Origin of the sequence: Neisseria lisongii (genome assembly GCF_028463985.1) — a bacterium.
GTDB lineage: Bacteria > Pseudomonadota > Gammaproteobacteria > Burkholderiales > Neisseriaceae > Neisseria > Neisseria lisongii.
In genome coordinates, this window is the sequence record NZ_CP116766.1 from 905,231 (window position 1) to 923,615 (window position 18,385).

The window sequence follows — 18,385 nt, forward strand, 5'->3', positions numbered from 1 at the left end:
TATCCATTTGACTATTCCGAACAGAAAGCTAGATTATGGCCAACGAAAAAAGTAACAAAAACAACATCATCGAAGACAAAGGCAAGGCACTCGCCGCTGCTTTGGCTCAGATTGAAAAAAACTTCGGCAAAGGCTCGATTATGAAGATGGACGGCAGCCATCAGGAAGACAACTTAGACGTTATCTCCACCGGCTCGCTGGGCATTGATTTGGCTTTGGGTGTCGGCGGTTTACCGCGCGGCCGGGTTGTCGAAATCTTCGGACCGGAATCTTCGGGTAAAACCACCCTCTGTTTGGAAGCCATCGCCCAGTGCCAAAAAACCGGCGGCGTGTGTGCCTTTATCGATGCCGAACACGCCTTCGACCCGGTTTACGCCCGCAAACTCGGCGTAAAAGTTGAAGAGCTGTATCTCTCCCAACCCGACACCGGCGAACAAGCCTTGGAAATCTGCGATACGCTGGTACGCTCCGGCGGCGTAGATATGGTGGTGGTCGATTCCGTAGCCGCACTCGTACCGAAAGCCGAAATCGAAGGTGATATGGGCGACAGCCACGTCGGTTTGCAAGCCCGCCTGATGAGCCAGGCGCTGCGCAAACTGACCGGCCACATCAAACGCACCAACACGCTGGTGATTTTCATCAACCAAATCCGCATGAAAATCGGCGTGATGTTCGGTAATCCGGAAACCACCACCGGCGGCAATGCCCTGAAATTCTACTCGTCCGTACGCCTCGATATCCGCCGAGGCACGCAAATCAAGACCAAAGAAGACGAAATCATCGGCAACGAAACCAAAGTCAAAGTAATTAAAAACAAGGTTGCGCCGCCGTTCCGCCAAGCCACTTTCGATATCCTCTACGGCGAAGGCATCAGCTGGGAAGGCGAGCTGATCGACATCGGCACCGATCACAATATTATTGAAAAATCAGGCTCTTGGTACAGCTACAACGGCAACAAAATCGGCCAAGGCAAAGACAATGTCCGCCTGTGGCTGAAAGAAAATCCGGAAATTGCCAACGAAATCGATGCCAAAATCCGCAGCGCCGTAGGTGTCAATGTCAGCATTACCGAAGGCACCATCGACCATACCGACGGCGAAGCGCCCGAAGAATAACCCACCATCCCGCACAAGCCGTCTGAAAACCGGCAAACCCGTTTTCAGACGGCCTTGCCCACCATCAAGGAAACCCCATGCGCAAACCCCAACGAGGCTACGCCCGCCAAGACCGAGTAAAAGAACAGATTATGCGGGAAATGGCAGAGCTGGTCCGCACCGATTTAAAAGACCCGCGAGCCGGCTTTATCACCATTACCGATGTCGAAATTACCCGTGATTACAGCCACGCCACCATTTTCTACACCGTATTGAACGACACCGCCCGCAGCGTAAGCGAAGAAGCACTCGAACACGCCAAAGGCCACCTGCGCAGCGAATTGGCCAAACGGATTAAAATCTTCAAAATCCCAGAGCTGCATTTCAAATACGATGAATCTTTAGAACGGGGCATGACCCTTTCCGCCCTGATCGAACAGGCCGCCGCCGAAAAACCGGTTGAAGATTGATTACACAGAATATGTATTTTATTTATTGAAAATCAATGGTTTACATTTTCAATCTTAAAGAAAACAGAAGCCAGTGTTTCAACGATAACATTACTGTTAAAAAACCATAATTCACGGCGGCAAAATGCCGCCCATTTTTCCACCGCCCGACTTCCATGACTCAACGCAAAAACTTCCGAGCCGTCAACGGCGTTCTCCTGCTCGACAAACCCGGCGGCCTTTCCAGCAACACCGCCCTACAAAAAGCCCGCCGCCTGTATCGTGCCGAAAAAGCCGGACACACCGGCGTACTCGACCCCTTAGCCACCGGCCTGTTGCCCGTCTGCTTCGGCGAAGCCACCAAATTCGCCCAATATATGCTGGATGCCGACAAAGCCTACACCGCCACCGTCAAACTCGGCGAAGCCAGCACCACCGGCGATGCCGAAGGCGAAATCATCGAGCGCAGCAGCCAACCCGTTTCCCCAAACGATTTCCAACAAGCCTGCGCCGCCCTCACCGGCCCGATCCGCCAAGTGCCGCCGATGTTTTCCGCTCTCAAACACGAAGGCAGACCGCTCTACGAATACGCCCGCAAAGGCATCATCATCGAACGCCCGGCACGGGACATTACCATTTACCGTATCGACATCACCGAATTTACCTATCCCAAAGCCGTGATTGACGTGCAATGCAGCAAAGGCACCTATATCCGCACCCTCAGCGAAGACATCGCCCGCCAATGCCGCACCTTCGCCCACCTCACCGCCCTGCGCCGCACCGCCACCGCCGGTTTCACCTTGGAACACGCCCATACCTTGGACGAACTTGCCGGTTTGACCGAAAGCGAACAAGACAAATTACTGTTGCCTTGCGATGCACTGGTGCAATACCTCCCCGCCCTGACGCTCAACGACAAAGCCGTCGATATGCTGCGCAAAGGCCAACGCCCCCAATTTAGTTCCGACCATTATCCGGCACACAGCCCGATCCGCATCTACTCACAACAAAACCACTTTATCGGCCTCGCCGAATACCACCCCGAAGCCGCCCGCCTCAAACCCTTGCGTTTGATGAATACGGCACAGGCATTGTAAAAACTTACGCTTGAAATGTGTTTACATATAGCGTTGGCTCGCCTGGCTGTACTAAATTTCAACGATATTGGCAAAACAGCTATTAATAAGCCAATCTTTCGGTTTTCAGACGGCCTGTTTCCAACATTACCCGCCGCTTTCTTTGTTATAATGCCGTCTGAAAATCAAACTTCTTATTCAAAGACATATTATGGCCAACCAACGACTGATTTACGGTTTTCATGCCGTCAATGCCCGCCTGTGGCAAAATCCGAAATCCATTACCGAACTGTATCTGCAGGAAGGTAAAAACGATGCCCGCAGCCGGGAGGTATTGGAAAAAGCCGCTGCGGAAAACGTCCGCCTGCATTTTGCCGATGCCGAACGCCTCAATGCTTTGAGCAAAGGCGCACGCCATCAGGGGGTGGTCGGTTTTATCGATGCTTCCAAAAACCATGTTCATCTTGAAGATGTGTTGGAAAACCTGCAAGAGCCGCCCTGCCTGCTGATTTTGGACGGCATTACCGACCCGCACAATCTCGGCGCTTGTCTGCGTACTGCCGATGCGATGGGCGTACATGCGGTGATTGCACCGAAAGACAAAAGCGCCGGCCTGAATGCCACTGTCAGCAAAGTTGCCTGCGGCGCTGCCGAAACCGTTCCCTATATCACGGTAACCAACCTTGCCCGCACGCTGCGTGAACTGAAAGAATACGGCATTTGGATCGTCGGCACGGATATGGGCGGCGAAGCCGACCTCTACCACTGCACCCTGCCCGACAGCATTGCCTGGGTAATGGGCAACGAAGGCCAAGGCATGCGCCGCCTGACACGGGAACATTGCGATATGCTGGTTTCGATTCCCATGTTCGGTACGGTGGAAAGTATGAACGTATCCGTCAGCGCCGGCATGGTATTAAGCGAAACCCGCCGCCAGCGGACATTGAAAGCCGAAGCGGTGTAAACGGAAATGCCTGATTAGGCCGGGGCGTTTACTCCCATTTCACTGAAAAAAACCATGCCGTCTGAAAACCAGGTTTTCAGACGGCATGGTTTTTGTCTCAATCCGACAATCAGTATTTCACGCCTTTATGCAGCGCCACGATACCGGCGCTCATATTATGGTAATCGACGCTGTCGAAACCGGCATCGTGCATCATTTGTTTCAGGGTTTCCTGATCGGGGTGCATTCTGATGGATTCCGCCAAATATTGGTAACTGTCGGCATCTTTGGCAATCAGTTTGCCCATCACCGGCAACAGTTTGAAAGAATACAGGTCATATACGCCTTCTAAGGGTTTGTACACTTTGGAAAATTCCAATACCAGCAATGTGCCGCCGGGTTTTAAAACACGGTGCATTTCTTTTAAGGCGGCATCTTTATGGGTCATGTTGCGCAGACCGAAAGCGACGGACACCAAGTCGAAATAGTTGTCGGGAAACGGTAATTTTTCGGCATCGGCCAGCGATACGGGCAAAATCAGGCCTTCGTTGAGCAGGCGGTCGCGGCCGACAGTGAGCATGGAAGAATTGATGTCGGTCAGCCAGACTTCGCCTTCTTTGCCGACCCGTTTTGCCCAGCCTCGGGAAAGGTCGCCGGTACCGCCGGCAATGTCCAGCACTTTGCCGCCTTTTTTCAGGCGGGCGGTATTGATGGTAAAGTGTTTCCAGACACGGTGCAGGCCGCCGGACATCACGTCGTTCATGATGTCGTAGTTTTTGGCTACCGAGTGGAATACTTCGGCTACTTTGCCGGCTTTTTCCCGCTCATCAACGGTGCTGAATCCGAAGTGGGTTTTTTGGTCGCTCATGGTTTTGCTTTCTGTGGTGTGGGTTTGGCCGAAACGCTAAACCGCTTGCCGTTTTCAGACGGCCTGTTTTAATGTTTACAGCCGCAGCTTCCGCCGCCGCAGCCGGTTTTGACGGCGGCTTGGCGGTCGGGATCGGCTTGGCGGGAAGCGCCTGCTGCTTGCAGACGGCGCAGATAGTCCTCCCACAATTCATCGTATTGATAGGCCAGTTTGTGCAGATATGCCCAATCGTAAAGGCCGCTGTCGTGGCCGTCTGAAAAAGTGATTTTGACGGCGTATTGTCCGACCGGTTCCAAACCCATCACGGTTACGTCTGCTTTGCCGGTCTGCAATACTTCCTGATTCGGGGCGTGTCCCCGCACTTCGGCGCTGGGGGAATACACCCGCAGATATTCCGCCGGCAAGGTTTTCGGTTCACCGCCGTACACCAGCACTAAGGCGGTGCGGTCTTGCCGCAGGCGGATTTCGTCCGGAACAATATGTTGCATGGTTTTCTTTCGGAAACGGCGGAAATGCCGTTTTGTCGTACACGATAATCGGATAGAGGCGCACTTGAGACGCTGTATTTTAGCAGTTTTAAACGCCGCTTTCGATACGGCGGCAAAATTGCCGGGAGAGGCCGTCTGAAAACGTATGTTGCGATTTTCAGACGGCCTTCAGTATCGTTTTAACGCTCGATTTGCGATACGTCCCGTACTGCGCCTTTGTCGGCGGAAGTCGCCATCGCACCGTAGGCACGCAGCGCCGGAGAAACATAGCGGTCGCGGTTTTTCGGCTTCCACGCACGGTTGCCGAGGGCTTCCATATTGCGGCGGCGTTCGGCAAGGGCTTCATCGGAAATGCGCAGGTTGATACTGCGGTTCGGAATGTCGATGTCGATGATGTCGCCCTCTTCCACCAAACCGATTGCGCCGCCCTCTGCGGCTTCCGGCGAGGCGTGGCCGATACTCAGACCCGATGTACCGCCGGAAAAACGGCCGTCGGTGAGCAGGGCGCAGGCTTTGCCCAGACCTTTGGATTTGAGGTAGGAAGTCGGATACAGCATTTCCTGCATACCCGGGCCGCCTTTCGGGCCTTCGTAACGGATAATCACAATGTCGCCCGGCTCGATGGTGTTGGCCAAAATGCCTTCTACCGCAGCGTCTTGGCTTTCAAACACTCTGGCTTTGCCGGTGAATTTCAAAATGCTGTCATCCACGCCGGCGGTTTTCACCACGCAGCCCCGCTCGGCGATATTGCCGAACAACACGGCCAAGCCACCGTCTTGCGAATAAGCGTGTTCCACGCTGCGGATACAGCCTTTTTCACGGTCGAGGTCGAGCGTTTTCCACATGCGGTTTTGCGAAAATGCCTGCGTGGTGCGCACGCCGCCCGGCGCAGCTTTGAAGCGTTCGATGGCTTCGGTGTTGTCCGGATTGGTTACGTCCCAGCGTTTGATGGCTTCGCCCAAAGTCGGTGCGTGAATGGTGTACACATCGGTATGCAGTTTGCCCGCTTTTTCCAATTCTTTCAGAATGGCGAAAATGCCGCCGGCACGATGCACGTCTTCCATATAGTAATCGTGGTTGTTCGGCGCAGTTTTGCAGATACACGGCACAATGCGGCTCAAACGGTCAATATCGGCCATTTTGAAATCGACACCGGCTTCGTTGGCAACCGCCAGCAAATGCAGAATGGTATTGGTCGAACCACCCATGGCAATGTCCATGGTCATGGCGTTTTCAAAGGCTTTTTTGGTGGCAATGCTGCGGGGCAGCACGCTTTCGTCGTTTTGTTCGTAATAACGTTTGGTAATTTCGACAATCAGACGGCCTGCTTCGAGAAACAGGTCTTTGCGTCCGGCGTGGGTCGCCAGATATGAGCCGTTGCCCGGCAGCGACAAGCCCAAGGCTTCGGTCAGGCAGTTCATCGAATTGGCGGTAAACATGCCCGAACACGAGCCGCAGGTCGGGCAGGCGTTTTGCTCGACTTCAGCAATCGCCGCATCGGAAACATTGTCATCAGCCGCTTCAACCATAGCGTCAATCAAGTCCAAACGACGCTCATCGGCAATGTTAATCGCACCAATCACCTTACCCGCTTCCATCGGGCCGCCGGAAACGAAAATGGTCGGAATGTTCAGACGCATGGCGGCAATCAGCATACCGGGAGTGATTTTGTCGCAGTTAGAAATACACACCAGCGCATCGGCGCAGTGGGCATTGACCATATATTCGATGGAATCGGCAATCAAATCACGGCTCGGCAGCGAATACAGCATACCGCTGTGGCCCATGGCAATGCCGTCGTCCACGGCAATGGTATTGAATTCTTTGGCAATCGCACCCGCTTTTTCGATTTCACGGGCGACAAGCTGGCCCATATTGTGCAGATGGACATGGCCCGGCACAAACTGGGTGAACGAATTGGCAATGGCAATAATCGGTTTGCCGAAATCGGCATCGGCCACGCCTGTCGCACGCCACAGCGCACGTGCGCCCGCCATATTGCGGCCGTGGGTAGAGGTTTTGGAACGGTAGTCCGGCATGATGGGCTTCCTTATCTTTTATCTTGAAATATTTTATTTTCTATTTAAGGCCGTCTGAAAACCGCTTATCCGGCTTTCAGACGGCCTGTTATTTTTTGAAATGCTTATTTTATACCAATTACCGGCAATTAAGAAACGCTATTTTCACAGCGTTTGCATAAACGGTATTTGCTTCTCTTTTATCTCTCAGCAAATTCCGCCAGCCAGTCCCTCGGTTTCAGATAATCGTTCAACCTTGCTTCGGCACTACCGGCTTCAGGCTGATATTGATATTCAAAACGCACCAGCGGCGGCATCGACATCAAAATGCTTTCGGTACGCCCGCCGCTTTGCAGGCCAAAAAGCGTACCCCGATCCCAAACCAGATTAAATTCCACATAGCGGCCCCGGCGGTAAAGCTGGAAATCCCGTTCCCGCTCGCCATAGCCGGTGTGTTTGCGTTTGGCGACAATCGGCACATAGGCTTCCAGATAACCCTCGCCCACTGCTTTGATAAAGTTCAGACAAGTGTCAAAATCCCAACGGTTCAAATCATCGAAAAACAGGCCGCCCACACCTCGGGTTTCGCCCCGGTGTTTGAGATAAAAATATTCATCGCACCATTTTTTATATTCGGGATAAACCTCTGCGCCGAACGGCTCGCAGAGATTGCGTGCCACACCGTGCCAATGGGCAATGTCTTCATCAAACGGATAAAACGGGGTCAAATCGAAGCCGCCGCCGAACCACCATACCGGCTCGGCGTTTTCAGGATACGCAATAAAAAAGCGGACGTTGGCATGGCTGGTCGGCACATAGGGATTTTTAGGATGAATCACCAGCGATACGCCCATCGCTTCAAACGCAGCGCCCGCCAATTCGGGGCGGTGGGCGGTGGCGGAAACCGGCATTTTGTCGCCTTTGACATGAGAAAAATTCACCCCCGCCTGCTCGAATACTGCGCCGTTTTTCAATACCCTCGTTTCGCCGATTCCCAGCCGGCTTTGCCAGCTTTCCGGCACAAAATCCGCCGCCCCGTCCTGCTGTGCCAAGGCTTGGCAAATATTGTTCTGCAACTGTTTCAATACGCTGATAACTTGCTGTGTGTGCATGATGTTTCCTTTTTTTGTTTCTGATTGCAGTTATTCCCAAAAATACAGCAACGCAATGAACTACTCTTTCCCCTAACTCCGTCCCACCGACAGGCGGGGAACAGGTTTCCGTTGTCGTTCGGCGTAAGGTGGCACAACTTGTTACCCATCAAACATCGTCTGGCTGTTATAGTGAATCAGCCGAATTTCCGGCACATTTTAAATTCACTGTATATTAACAGACCCGTGCATGCTCCGGCATGCACGCTACTACTGTGTTTGGTGTAGCGTGTGTGCCAGAACACGCACGGGATTGGTAAATTTCACATTATACTGAGTTATGAACCAACCTACACTTTGTTCTCTTTTTTAAGCAAACCCATCCATCGCTTAATTTTCAGACGGCCTTGCTTCAAAAAAACGTATGTGCGCCGAGATAGTTTTTGGCGTAATACGGTTTGGACAGTTTTTCGGTCTGAATGGTTTTGCCGCTGCTCGGCGCATGGATAAATTCGCCGTTGCCGATATAGATGCCGACATGGGAATATTTGGTGCGGCTGCTGGTGTTGAAAAACACCAAATCGCCCGGCATCAGCTGTCGGTCGGGAATTTTGCGGGAAGCCGCCGCCATATCCCGTGCGGTGCGGGGCAGGTTCACGCCGAGTGCGGTTTTGTACACATATTGAATCATGCCGCTGCAATCGAAGCCGGTGGTGGTGGAACTTCCGCCCCATTGATACGGCGTGCCGATCAAGCCCATGCTCTGAATCATAATTTCCTGCGAGCCGTGGGTGCGGTCGATATGGGTAATGCGCACCGGCTTGACTTTGCTCTGCGCAGCCTGCACCGGCTTGCCGTGCTTTTTGCCGCTTGCGCCGCAGGCCGCCAGTATCAGGGCGGCAAAAATGCTTAATGCGGCGGTGAATCCGCTCTTCATCATCTTCCCCTGTTTGCAAGGCCGTCTGAAAACCGAACAATGCCGTTTTCAGACGGCCTGTCTTATTTTGATGTCAGCCAAGGTGGTTGGTTATCATGGCATTTTAAGGCGTATTCCCCCAAAATTTCCAACATCTTATCGCCGAATTGTTTAATTGCTGAATCTGTCCAACCAAACGACCGCCATTGTTCTACAGTATTTCCGTATGCTTTGAAAAAATCAAAAGTATAATTGACAGTAAACCGCCCACTGGATACGCCGTTCCCACCGCATTCGCATAACCGTTTGAATACCGCTTTATCATTAAGTCTACCGCCGGTTTCCCATGTAACCGCCAAAGATAACGCCAGCATTCTTGGGAAAAAGTAGCAGTTGGTATCGATATGGCGGGCAGTTATGCGATTAAATTTCATCTTCAACTTCTGCTGACTTCCAGCCGCTTGAATGTCAAAATAAACATCTTCCGGCAAGCTGTCGTAATTGCCGACCGATTCCCAGTTATCGGGGCAGATCAAATTGCCGTTTTCACCGCAGAAATTGCGCAAAGCATAAGCATAATCTGCGCCACCCTTCTCCATCGTTTCAACCAAACTTTCGACATGCTCCGGCTCATACCAGTTATCATCGTCCAAATAGCAGACATAATCTTCTTGGGTCAAAAACGGGGCAATGGCATTGATGGTACTGTTTACTTTGCCGTTTGCACCGGTATTCATCGGCAGATAAACGGTAACGACTTCGGGATATTTTTTAACGATTGCCCGCACTTTTTCGGCAAACTGTTCGCCATCGACAATCACATAATGTTTGGCCGGATAAGTTTGCGCCCTAACGCTTAAAATCGCCCGTTCCAATTCTGCACGGCCGGTGCTGGACGTAATCACGGCAACGGTAGCGGTATGTTTTTTCTTGTTGTCAGGCTGTTTGTCTGTTTTCACCAAACAATCGCTTATTTTTTCTGTATCCACTTTGTCCTCAACAATATCTGTCCATGCCAAAGTATTGTAAAAAACATAAAGCCCATGCAAGCTGCTTTGAAAATCACCAGGCTTCCAAGGTTTGGCTGCAGTGGAGTAATGAGCAACCAACGGCAATTGGCGACTGAAATCATCCACCATCAGAGGAGATTTACCGGCTTTATGCCACATAAATTCAATACCGGTTTGGTAATTAAAGTTTCTACTACAGCTCAACCACCGCCCTCGGAATAAAACGTTCAATACCTCTTGATCTCCATTACGGATAAGCTGTTTATTCCGTTCAGTATAATCCAAAGCCTTTTGACAAATTTTTTCCTGCCGCCACAAAGCATTGTTGATTAACAAAACGCCTGCGTTAAACTCATTTTCTTGTTGATGATATTCAACTGCAATCGGGTCTTTGACTGCCGCGACAAAAGCGTTGCCCAAATCCAATCGGAAAAAGTCATTCAACGAACCATTTACCACCAAATCGCAATCAAGATACAGTACTTTGTCTTCATCAATTAATTCGGGAATAAAATAGCGGAAATAAGTCGCTTCCGAATTAATATGCGGATAGGTGTCAAAATCGGCGATAGTCTCATTACTCACATAAATATTGCTAATTGTACTGCCCAATAACGCCAAATGAGCAGAGATTGTTTCAAACCATTCTGACGGAAAATCTCTGTTGAGCAGGTAAAAATCAACATCTCGATTGTGGCAACAAATAGATTTCAAAGTCGTTTCAACTTGTTTGGCATAGTAATAATCTGCACCAAAAACAATCTTAAGCCTTTGATTCATGTATTTCCTCTTAATTTATAAATAGTTTTACATGCCGTCTGAAAACCGGTTTCAGCTTCATCCAACATTTTTCAGACGGCATCAATCGCTATTTTACACCCAAACGGCCATTATTTACTGGCACACAATCCGAACCGCCAGCCCGCCTTTTGAGGTTTCCCGATATTTAGCGTTCATATCTTTGCCGGTTTCGTACATGGTTTCGATAACCTTGTCCAAGCTGACGTGGGTTTGACCCTCACGGGTCATCGCCATGCGGGCGGCGTTGATGGCTTTGACGGCACCGATGGCGTTGCGTTCGATACACGGCACTTGGACTTGTCCGCCGACGGGGTCGCAGGTCAGGCCGAGGTTGTGTTCCATGGCGATTTCGGCGGCGGTGCAGACTTGTTCGGGTGTACCGCCCCGTACCGCCGCTAATGCGCCCGCCGCCATCGAACAGGCAACGCCGACTTCGCCCTGACAGCCGACTTCGGCACCAGAAATCGAGGCGTTCATTTTATACAGCGAACCAATCAAACCGGCGGTCAGCAGGTAGCGACTGATGATGTCGGGCATGAGTTCTCCAAGGTATTTTCGGTAATACATCAACACGGCCGGCACAATGCCGCAGGCTCCGTTGGTTGGCGCAGTTACCACCCGCCCGCCGGCGGCATTTTCTTCGTTTACCGCCAAGGCGTACATATTAATCCAATCGACAACCTGCATCGGATCGTCGTCGTTGCCTGCGGTGGCGGCTTCCAAACGTTTTTTCAGCAGCGGCGCACGGCGGGTTACTTTGAGCGGGCCGGGCAAAATGCCTTCGGTTACCAAGCCCCGTTCGATACAGTCGTGCATAGTTTGCCAGATGGACTGCAGGCGGCAGTGTACTTCGGCTTCGCTCCCCAACACAGCGGTTTCATTGGCCAGCGCCAATTCCGCAAGGCTGATATTGCGGCTGCGGCAGATGTTTAAAATATCGTCGGCATATTGGTAGGGAAACGGAATATCGGCAGCCTCGGGCGGCTGTTCGCCGAAATGCGCTTCGTCCACGATAAAGCCACCGCCGATGGAATAATACGTTTGCCGGTATAATACGAGGCCGTCTGAAAATGCGGTAATGCTCATGCCGTTTTCGTGCAGCGGCAGAAAAGTGTCGTGAAACTGCATATCCTGCGCATAATCAAAACGGACGCTGCGGCTTCCTTGGTCGATGGGCAACACGCCGCTGTCTTTGACGTTTTGCACAAAACGGGGAATCAGGTCGATATCGACATCGTGCGGCAGATAACCCGCCAAACCCATCATGATGGCAGTATCCGTGCCGTGGCCGATACCGGTCATCGACAGCGAACCGTACACATCGACATGGATATGTTCCGCCTTATCCAAAAGCCGCCGCTCGCACAATTCGTCCACAAACTGCTTGCCCGCCTTCATCGGGCCGACGGTATGCGAACTCGAAGGGCCGATACCCACCTTGAAAATATCAAAAACACTGATCATGTTTGCTCTCTGAATGCCCGTTGCAACAGGCGGAAAATTATTGTTGTTTGTCGATTAATGGCCGTTTCAGCTTCACAGAAATCCGTTACACTCAATTTTCAGACGGCCTCATCCTGCTACGGCCACAGCCACGCCCACACTTTCCGCCCCTCACCTTCCAGCAGCAACAGCGTGCGGCAGGCGGCGGCAGTGTTCATACATTCCAAAGCGATACCGGCGGCAGCAAGTTGGGCGGTAATTTTCGGGTGAACGAAACGCTGTTTCGCCCCGCTTCCGAGCAGCCAGATTTCAGGTTGTTCCGAATCGATTTGCTGCAGCAAATCATCGGCGGTCAAACCGTCAAACACTGCTTCGGGTGTCGGCACTGCGCCGCCGCTGCGGTACAGCAACGGTACGGCCGAATTTCCGCCGCCGTATTCAATCAGCTTTTCATGTTCCCGATAAAAAAACGCCTCGCCCTGCGGCGGGTTTTCTTCAATCAGCATAATTGGATTCCACTTATCGTTGTTGTCGGAATAATTGCGGAAAACAGGTGCAAAAACAGGCAATTTCGGGTAGGATTAACCATTTTTTCAAATGCCGCATTTTTCCGCCCGCTCCGGATATAGCAAATCAATCTTCCAAACAAATTGATTTGCTATAGGCAGCTATAATATAGCAGAGCGGACTTTTCCGCCATACACAGAAACAGGCGGCCGGCAACCTCATGAAAACCTCATTAAGGAGACGCAATGAAATCAGTGAATATCGGGCTTTTGGGTTTGGGAACAGTCGGCGGCGGTACGGCCGCCGTGTTGCAGGACAACGCAGCGGAAATCAGCCGCCGTTTGGGTCGCGATATCCGCATCAGTGCCGTGTGCGATGCCAAAGCGGAACGTGCGGCGCAATTATGTCCGGATGCCGCCTTTGTTCAAGACCCGTTTGAACTGGTGGTGCGTGAAGATGTCGATGTCGTGGTCGAGCTGTTCGGCGGCACCGGCATTACCAAAGACGTTATCCTCAAAGCCATTTCCAGCGGCAAACACATTGTTACCGCCAATAAAAAACTGCTCGCCGAATACGGCAACGAAGTGTTTGCGCTGGCGGCAGAAAACAATGTGATGGTTCAGTTTGAAGCAGCCGTAGCCGGCGGCATTCCGATTATCAAAGCCCTGCGCGAAGGCCTTGCCGCCAACCGTATCCGCAGCATTGCCGGTATCATCAACGGCACCAGCAATTTCATTCTCACCGAAATGCGTGAAAAAGGCAGCGCTTTTGCCGATGTGTTGAAAGAAGCGCAAGCCTTGGGCTATGCCGAAGCCGACCCGACTTTCGATATCGAAGGCCACGATGCCGGCCATAAAATCACCATTATGAGCGCTTTGGCTTTCGGTATGCCGGTGGACTTCTCCGCCTGCTATCTCGAAGGTATCAGCAAACTCGACAGTCGGGACATCAAATACGCCGAAGAATTGGGCTACCGTATCAAGCTCTTGGGCATTACCCGCAAAACCGATAAAGGCATCGAACTGCGTGTCCACCCGACCCTGATTCCCGAATGCCGCCTGCTGGCCAATGTAAACGGCGTAATGAATGCCGTGCGTGTCAATGCCGATATGGTCGGCGAAACCCTGTATTACGGCGCAGGCGCAGGTGCTTTGCCGACCGCCAGCGCCGTGGTTGCCGACATTATCGACATCGCCCGATTGCTGGACGCACCGAGCGGATACCGTGTGCCGTATCTGGCGTTCCAACCCGATCAAGTGCAGCCGCAAACCCTGTTGCCGATGGACGAAATCACCAGCAGCTACTATCTGCGTGTCTGTGCCGCCGACAAACCGGGTACGCTCGGCCAAATCGCCAACCTGCTAGCCAAAGAAAACGTTTCCATCGAAGCCCTGATCCAAAAAGGCGTTATCGACCAAAGTACGGCAGAAATCGTGATTCTTACCCACAGCACGGTTGAGAAAAACATCAAAAACGCCATCGCCGCCATCGAAGCACTCGACTGCGTGGATACGCCGATTACCATGATCCGTATGGAAAGCCTGCATGACTGAGCCAAGCCCGCAAACCGCCGAAGAGCGTGCCGCCGCCACCCGCAAAGCCAAAGCCAAAATCCGCACCGTCCGCATTTGGGCATGGGTGATTATGGCTTTGCTGCTGGGTTGCTTTTTCCTGTCCCAATGCGCCCTTTCCAAGCCCAAAGCCAAGCAGGCCGTGATTGAATCCTGCGTGAAAAACATACCGTTTTCCGAAAAATGGCAGGCAGATTTAGCGCAGCAGGGGCTTGCCGGAAAAGGCGAACAAGTGGTCGAACAATACTGCGTCTGCGTTTGGGACGAACCGCTGGAAAAACTGACCGACAAACAGATTCAGTCGCTCAGCAGCATCAGCGCCGAACAGCAACTCGCCCTTTTGGGCGGCGCAGCCGCTTTCGAACAGCGCGACCGGCAATGTATTGCCGCCCTAAAGGCAGAATAACAACCGCCGCCATGCCGTCTGAAAACGCACCATCCGGTTTTCAGACGGCATTCTCTTGATTTTCCAACCGCTAACCTACCCTTAACATCATGTCCAAAAAAAGCAAACAAGAATTAGAAAACAACAAACTCAGCAAACGCCTGCGCCATGCCGTGGGCGATGCCATCAACGACTTCAATATGATCGAACCGGGCGACAAAATCATGGTCTGTCTCTCCGGCGGCAAAGACAGCTACGCCCTCTTGGACATTCTGCGCCAACTTCAAGCCAGCGCCCCGATTGAATTCGACTTAGTCGCCGTCAATCTCGACCAAAAACAACCCGGCTTCCCCGAACACGTTTTGCCCGAATACCTGCAAAGCATAGGCGTAGACTACAAAATCGTCGAAGAAGACACCTATTCCACCGTCAAACGGGTTTTGGAAGAAGGCAAAACCACCTGCTCACTGTGCAGCCGCCTGCGCCGCGGCATCCTCTACCGCACCGCCAAAGAACTCGGCTGCACCAAAATCGCCCTCGGCCACCATCGGGACGACATCCTCGCCACCCTGTTTCTCAACATGTTTTACGGCGGCAAACTCAAAGCCATGCCGCCCAAACTCGTGAGCGACAACGGCGAACACATCGTCATCCGACCGCTGGCGTATGTCAAAGAAAAAGATTTGATTAAATATGCCGAATTAAAACAATTCCCCATTATCCCATGCAACCTCTGCGGCTCACAGCCCAACCTGCAACGCCAAGTCATCGGCGATATGCTGCGGGACTGGGACAAACGCTTCCCCGGCCGCATCGAATCCATGTTCTCCGCCCTGCAAAACATCGTCCCCTCCCACCTTGCCGATACCGAACTCTTCGACTTCGCCAATCTGCAACGGGGTCAAACCCTCAAACACGGCGGCGACTTGGCATTCGACAGCGAAACCGTTCCCGAACGCTTTTCAGACGGCAGCGAAGATGAAGACGAAAGCACAACCGCCAAAACCGAACGCAAAATCATCAACATCCTCGCCAGCAAACCCAAAACCGGCTGCAGCGGCTGAACCGGAACACCCGTCATATGCTGAAACAGACTAATAGATAGCAGCTGACACATCATTGACTAACGCTGGGCAGCAGCTGATTTCAACACACAGCCGCCTGAAGGCGGCTGCTGATCGGTCGTTATGGCATTGGCATTGTCGGGCAGGTTTCAACACGCAGCCGCCTGAAGGCGGCTGATGGTATTTACATAATTTTTTTCCGCAATCGTTTAGTTTCAACACACAGCCGCCTGAAGGCGGCTGATTTTCAGACGGCCTAAGCGATAATGATATTGTTTGTTTCAACACACAGCCGCCTGAAGGCGGCTGAACAGACACTCCAAGCCCAACCAACCCATACCGAACGTTTCAACACACAGCCGCCTGAAGGCGGCTGAGGGAGTGGCGTTTTTTTACGGACTTGAGCAATAAGTTTCAACACACAGCCGCCTGAAGGCGGCTGATTTCTTTGCGTCCGACAGGTCGGGCTTCCTTGTTTTGTTTCAACACACAGCCGCCTGAAGGCGGCTGATGGTGCTGCGGTCGTTGCACCACCCGAAGTGATGGTTTCAACACACAGCCGCCTGAAGGCGGCTGACTATTGGTATGGCCCAGCGCTAAATCAGTCGTCAGTTTCAACACACAGCCGCCTGAAGGCGGCTGACGGGACACGAAAATCAACGCCCCGCCCGAAGTTGTTTCAACACACAGCCGCCTGAAGGCGGCTGAGAAGCCATTCGCCTGTTTAAAGAAGAGTTTGGTTTGTTTCAACACACAGCCGCCTGAAGGCGGCTGAAGCAGCGTTGCAATACGGCTGGCAGAGTATGCTTGTTTCAACACACAGCCGCCTGAAGGCGGCTGATGACCATCACGTTTTCAAAATTTCTAAACGATTGCGTTTCAACACACAGCCGCCTGAAGGCGGCTGAGGGAGCAGATGGAAGCAGAAAACAAGCAGCGGAAGGTTTCAACACACAGCCGCCTGAAGGCGGCTGATCTGAAACTTCAGTTCAAGGCAGCCCAGCGGGAGGGGTTTCAACACACAGCCGCCTGAAGGCGGCTGATTCACGCTGCTTGTCTGCCAAGTCAATCCAGCGTGTTTCAACACACAGCCGCCTGAAGGCGGCTGATTTCGTAAATACCACACCCCCGAAATGATAAGTAGTTTCAACACACAGCCGCCTGAAGGCGGCTGATTATCCGTTTTTCAGTTTGCCGCCACAGTAAATTGTTTCAACACACAGCCGCCTGAAGGCGGCTGAGTATGCCGCCGCCGAATTTTTCGCACCGGGTGCCGTTTCAACACACAGCCGCCTGAAGGCGGCTGAATGCCGAAAGCCTGCCCTCTTTTTCGGTTGCCGTGTTTCAACACACAGCCGCCTGAAGGCGGCTGAGTTGCTGCTTTCGACTGCAACCTGCAAGACTACCTGTTTCAACACACAGCCGCCTGAAGGCGGCTGAACATGGGTTAAGTCATTGATTTTCAGATGTGCTAGAACGGTTTCAACACACAGCCGCCTGAAGGCGGCTGATTCAGCGATGAACAGTTTAAGCTGTTGGAGGAGGTTTCAACACACAGCCGCCTGAAGGCGGCTGAGCCGGACAGCGTCAGGCATTGCAGACCAAAATCGTTTCAACACACAGCCGCCTGAAGGCGGCTGACAGCGTTTCTGTATTTAACCTTAGCGCATTAAGGAGTTTCAACACACAGCCGCCTGAAGGCGGCTGACCGCCCCGTTATTCGAAAACGGAAATTGCGGTTGTGTTTCAACACACAGCCGCCTGAAGGCGGCTGAAAAATTTTGAAAACGTGAAGTGAAAAATGGTTTTTGTTTCAACACACAGCCGCCTGAAGGCGGCTGATGGATAACATATTATTTAATAAGGTTTGACATAGTTTCAACACACAGCCGCCTGAAGGCGGCTGATGGTATTTACATAATTTTTTTTCCCCTTTCGTTTAGTTTCAACACACAGCCGCCTGAAGGCGGCTGAGGCGGCGGTTTGGGAAACCGTTTGCACACGTGCCGTTTCAACACACAGCCGCCTGAAGGCGGCTGACATCAAGATGTCTGCCCAAAGCAATCACGGTTTCCGTTTCAACACACAGCCGCCTGAAGGCGGCTGAAGCCTTTTTTGAGAGCCTTGCTGTATCAGGTTTTGAATACCTGTTTTCGCTAATCCCTCAAAAAATTGGATAAAATATACCACAATCGGAAATATTGACACAATGTTATCAAATAATATATTGATTATTAAAGAACTATATTCATCGCTAACTTACAAAGCTTTCTATGATTACTACAGGTTAGCGATGGATTAATTGAAATGTGAAAATAGCTGATTTTAGTCTCTGCTATAAAATCAAAGTATCTTGGAAAATATCAATTGCAATTTTTGTGCCATGATGTTCTACTTTCCTACGCCATTTGCTGCCTAGGTGGTAAAAGCGCAGGCTATCGGTTTTTGGGTTATAGGTTTTTAGTAGTTTTTCTCTTAAGACAACCCATTGATCAGGTGCAATATCGCATTCAAATACGGAATATTGTACGCGTACGCCGTAATCAAGGCAGTGTTTGGCAATTTGTCGCAACCGTGTTTTACCCGCTTTGTCTGCCAAGGATATATCGTAGGTAATCAGCATCAACATGTTTATTGGCTCTAAAAAGACATAAGTTTTCA

General features: G+C 51.7%; 16 protein-coding genes and 1 CRISPR repeat array. Of the genes, 7 read left to right on the forward strand and 9 right to left on the reverse strand.

Going from position 1 to position 18,385, the window contains the following annotated elements:
- Positions 1–65 precede the first annotated feature (65 nt).
- The 4 genes from recA to rlmB all read left to right on the forward strand — a co-directional run bounded on the left by recA (position 66) and on the right by rlmB (position 3,583).
- Positions 66–1,115, forward strand: coding sequence for a recombinase RecA (gene recA / locus PJU73_RS04065; protein WP_237091273.1), 1,050 nt, complete (start codon positions 66–68; stop codon positions 1,113–1,115).
- Positions 1,116–1,192: 77 nt separating this feature from the next.
- Positions 1,193–1,564 carry a 30S ribosome-binding factor RbfA gene (gene rbfA, locus PJU73_RS04070; RefSeq protein ID WP_237091253.1) on the forward strand — a complete coding sequence of 124 codons (372 nt, stop codon included), beginning with the start codon at positions 1,193–1,195 and terminating at the stop codon, positions 1,562–1,564.
- Between the two features lie 155 nt (positions 1,565–1,719).
- Positions 1,720–2,640, forward strand: coding sequence for a tRNA pseudouridine(55) synthase TruB (gene truB / locus PJU73_RS04075; protein ID WP_237091252.1), 921 nt, complete (start codon positions 1,720–1,722; stop codon positions 2,638–2,640).
- Between the two features lie 190 nt (positions 2,641–2,830).
- A complete protein-coding gene (gene rlmB, locus PJU73_RS04080; protein WP_237091251.1) occupies positions 2,831–3,583 on the forward strand; it encodes a 23S rRNA (guanosine(2251)-2'-O)-methyltransferase RlmB in 753 nt (250 codons plus the stop codon).
- A 109-nt stretch (positions 3,584–3,692) separates the two neighbouring features.
- Here the strand turns inward: rlmB and ubiE are convergent, their stop codons facing one another.
- From ubiE to PJU73_RS04120, 8 genes are all read right to left on the reverse strand, one after another.
- Positions 3,693–4,430, reverse strand: coding sequence for a bifunctional demethylmenaquinone methyltransferase/2-methoxy-6-polyprenyl-1,4-benzoquinol methylase UbiE (gene ubiE, locus PJU73_RS04085; protein ID WP_237091250.1), 738 nt, complete (start codon positions 4,428–4,430; stop codon positions 3,693–3,695).
- 68 nt (positions 4,431–4,498) lie between these two features.
- A complete protein-coding gene (locus tag PJU73_RS04090; RefSeq protein WP_237091249.1) occupies positions 4,499–4,918 on the reverse strand; it encodes a gamma-butyrobetaine hydroxylase family protein in 420 nt (139 codons plus the stop codon).
- 179 nt (positions 4,919–5,097) lie between these two features.
- The gene (gene ilvD, locus PJU73_RS04095) at positions 5,098–6,957 is read right to left on the reverse strand and encodes a dihydroxy-acid dehydratase (RefSeq protein WP_237091248.1); all 1,860 of its coding nucleotides are present in this window, start codon (positions 6,955–6,957) and stop codon (positions 5,098–5,100) included.
- A 179-nt stretch (positions 6,958–7,136) separates the two neighbouring features.
- Positions 7,137–8,048 (reverse strand): oxygen-dependent coproporphyrinogen oxidase, encoded by a 912-nt coding sequence (hemF, locus tag PJU73_RS04100; protein WP_237091247.1) that lies wholly within the window; start codon positions 8,046–8,048, stop codon positions 7,137–7,139.
- 391 nt (positions 8,049–8,439) lie between these two features.
- Positions 8,440–8,967, reverse strand: a complete 528-nt coding sequence (locus PJU73_RS04105) for a C40 family peptidase (protein ID WP_237091246.1) — start codon at positions 8,965–8,967, stop codon at positions 8,440–8,442.
- A gap of 59 nt (positions 8,968–9,026) precedes the next feature.
- Entirely contained in the window at positions 9,027–10,733 is a 1,707-nt protein-coding gene (locus tag PJU73_RS04110) for a glycosyltransferase family 8 protein (protein WP_237091245.1), read from the reverse strand.
- 114 nt (positions 10,734–10,847) lie between these two features.
- Entirely contained in the window at positions 10,848–12,218 is a 1,371-nt protein-coding gene (locus tag PJU73_RS04115; protein WP_237091244.1) for an L-serine ammonia-lyase, read from the reverse strand.
- Between the two features lie 116 nt (positions 12,219–12,334).
- Complete coding sequence (locus PJU73_RS04120) at positions 12,335–12,703, reverse strand: Mth938-like domain-containing protein (RefSeq protein ID WP_237091243.1); 369 nt, start codon at positions 12,701–12,703, stop codon at positions 12,335–12,337.
- A 246-nt stretch (positions 12,704–12,949) separates the two neighbouring features.
- Here PJU73_RS04120 and PJU73_RS04125 point away from each other — a divergent pair, with 246 nt between their 5' ends.
- The 3 genes from PJU73_RS04125 to ttcA all read left to right on the forward strand — a co-directional run bounded on the left by PJU73_RS04125 (position 12,950) and on the right by ttcA (position 15,724).
- Positions 12,950–14,257: a homoserine dehydrogenase gene (locus PJU73_RS04125; RefSeq protein WP_237091242.1), complete on the forward strand. Its 1,308-nt coding sequence runs from the start codon at positions 12,950–12,952 to the stop codon at positions 14,255–14,257.
- Entirely contained in the window at positions 14,250–14,681 is a 432-nt protein-coding gene (locus PJU73_RS04130) for a hypothetical protein (protein ID WP_237091241.1), read from the forward strand. Before PJU73_RS04125 ends, PJU73_RS04130 begins: the two co-directional genes overlap by 8 nt.
- Before the next feature lie 89 nt (positions 14,682–14,770).
- Positions 14,771–15,724: a tRNA 2-thiocytidine(32) synthetase TtcA gene (ttcA, locus tag PJU73_RS04135; RefSeq protein WP_237091240.1), complete on the forward strand. Its 954-nt coding sequence runs from the start codon at positions 14,771–14,773 to the stop codon at positions 15,722–15,724.
- A 79-nt stretch (positions 15,725–15,803) separates the two neighbouring features.
- Positions 15,804–17,831: a CRISPR direct-repeat array (repeat unit 32 nt; unit sequence GTTTCAACACACAGCCGCCTGAAGGCGGCTGA).
- Between the two features lie 228 nt (positions 17,832–18,059).
- Here the strand turns inward: ttcA and cas2 are convergent.
- A complete protein-coding gene (gene cas2, locus PJU73_RS04140) occupies positions 18,060–18,353 on the reverse strand; it encodes a CRISPR-associated endonuclease Cas2 (protein WP_237091239.1) in 294 nt (97 codons plus the stop codon).
- Positions 18,354–18,385 lie beyond the last annotated feature (32 nt).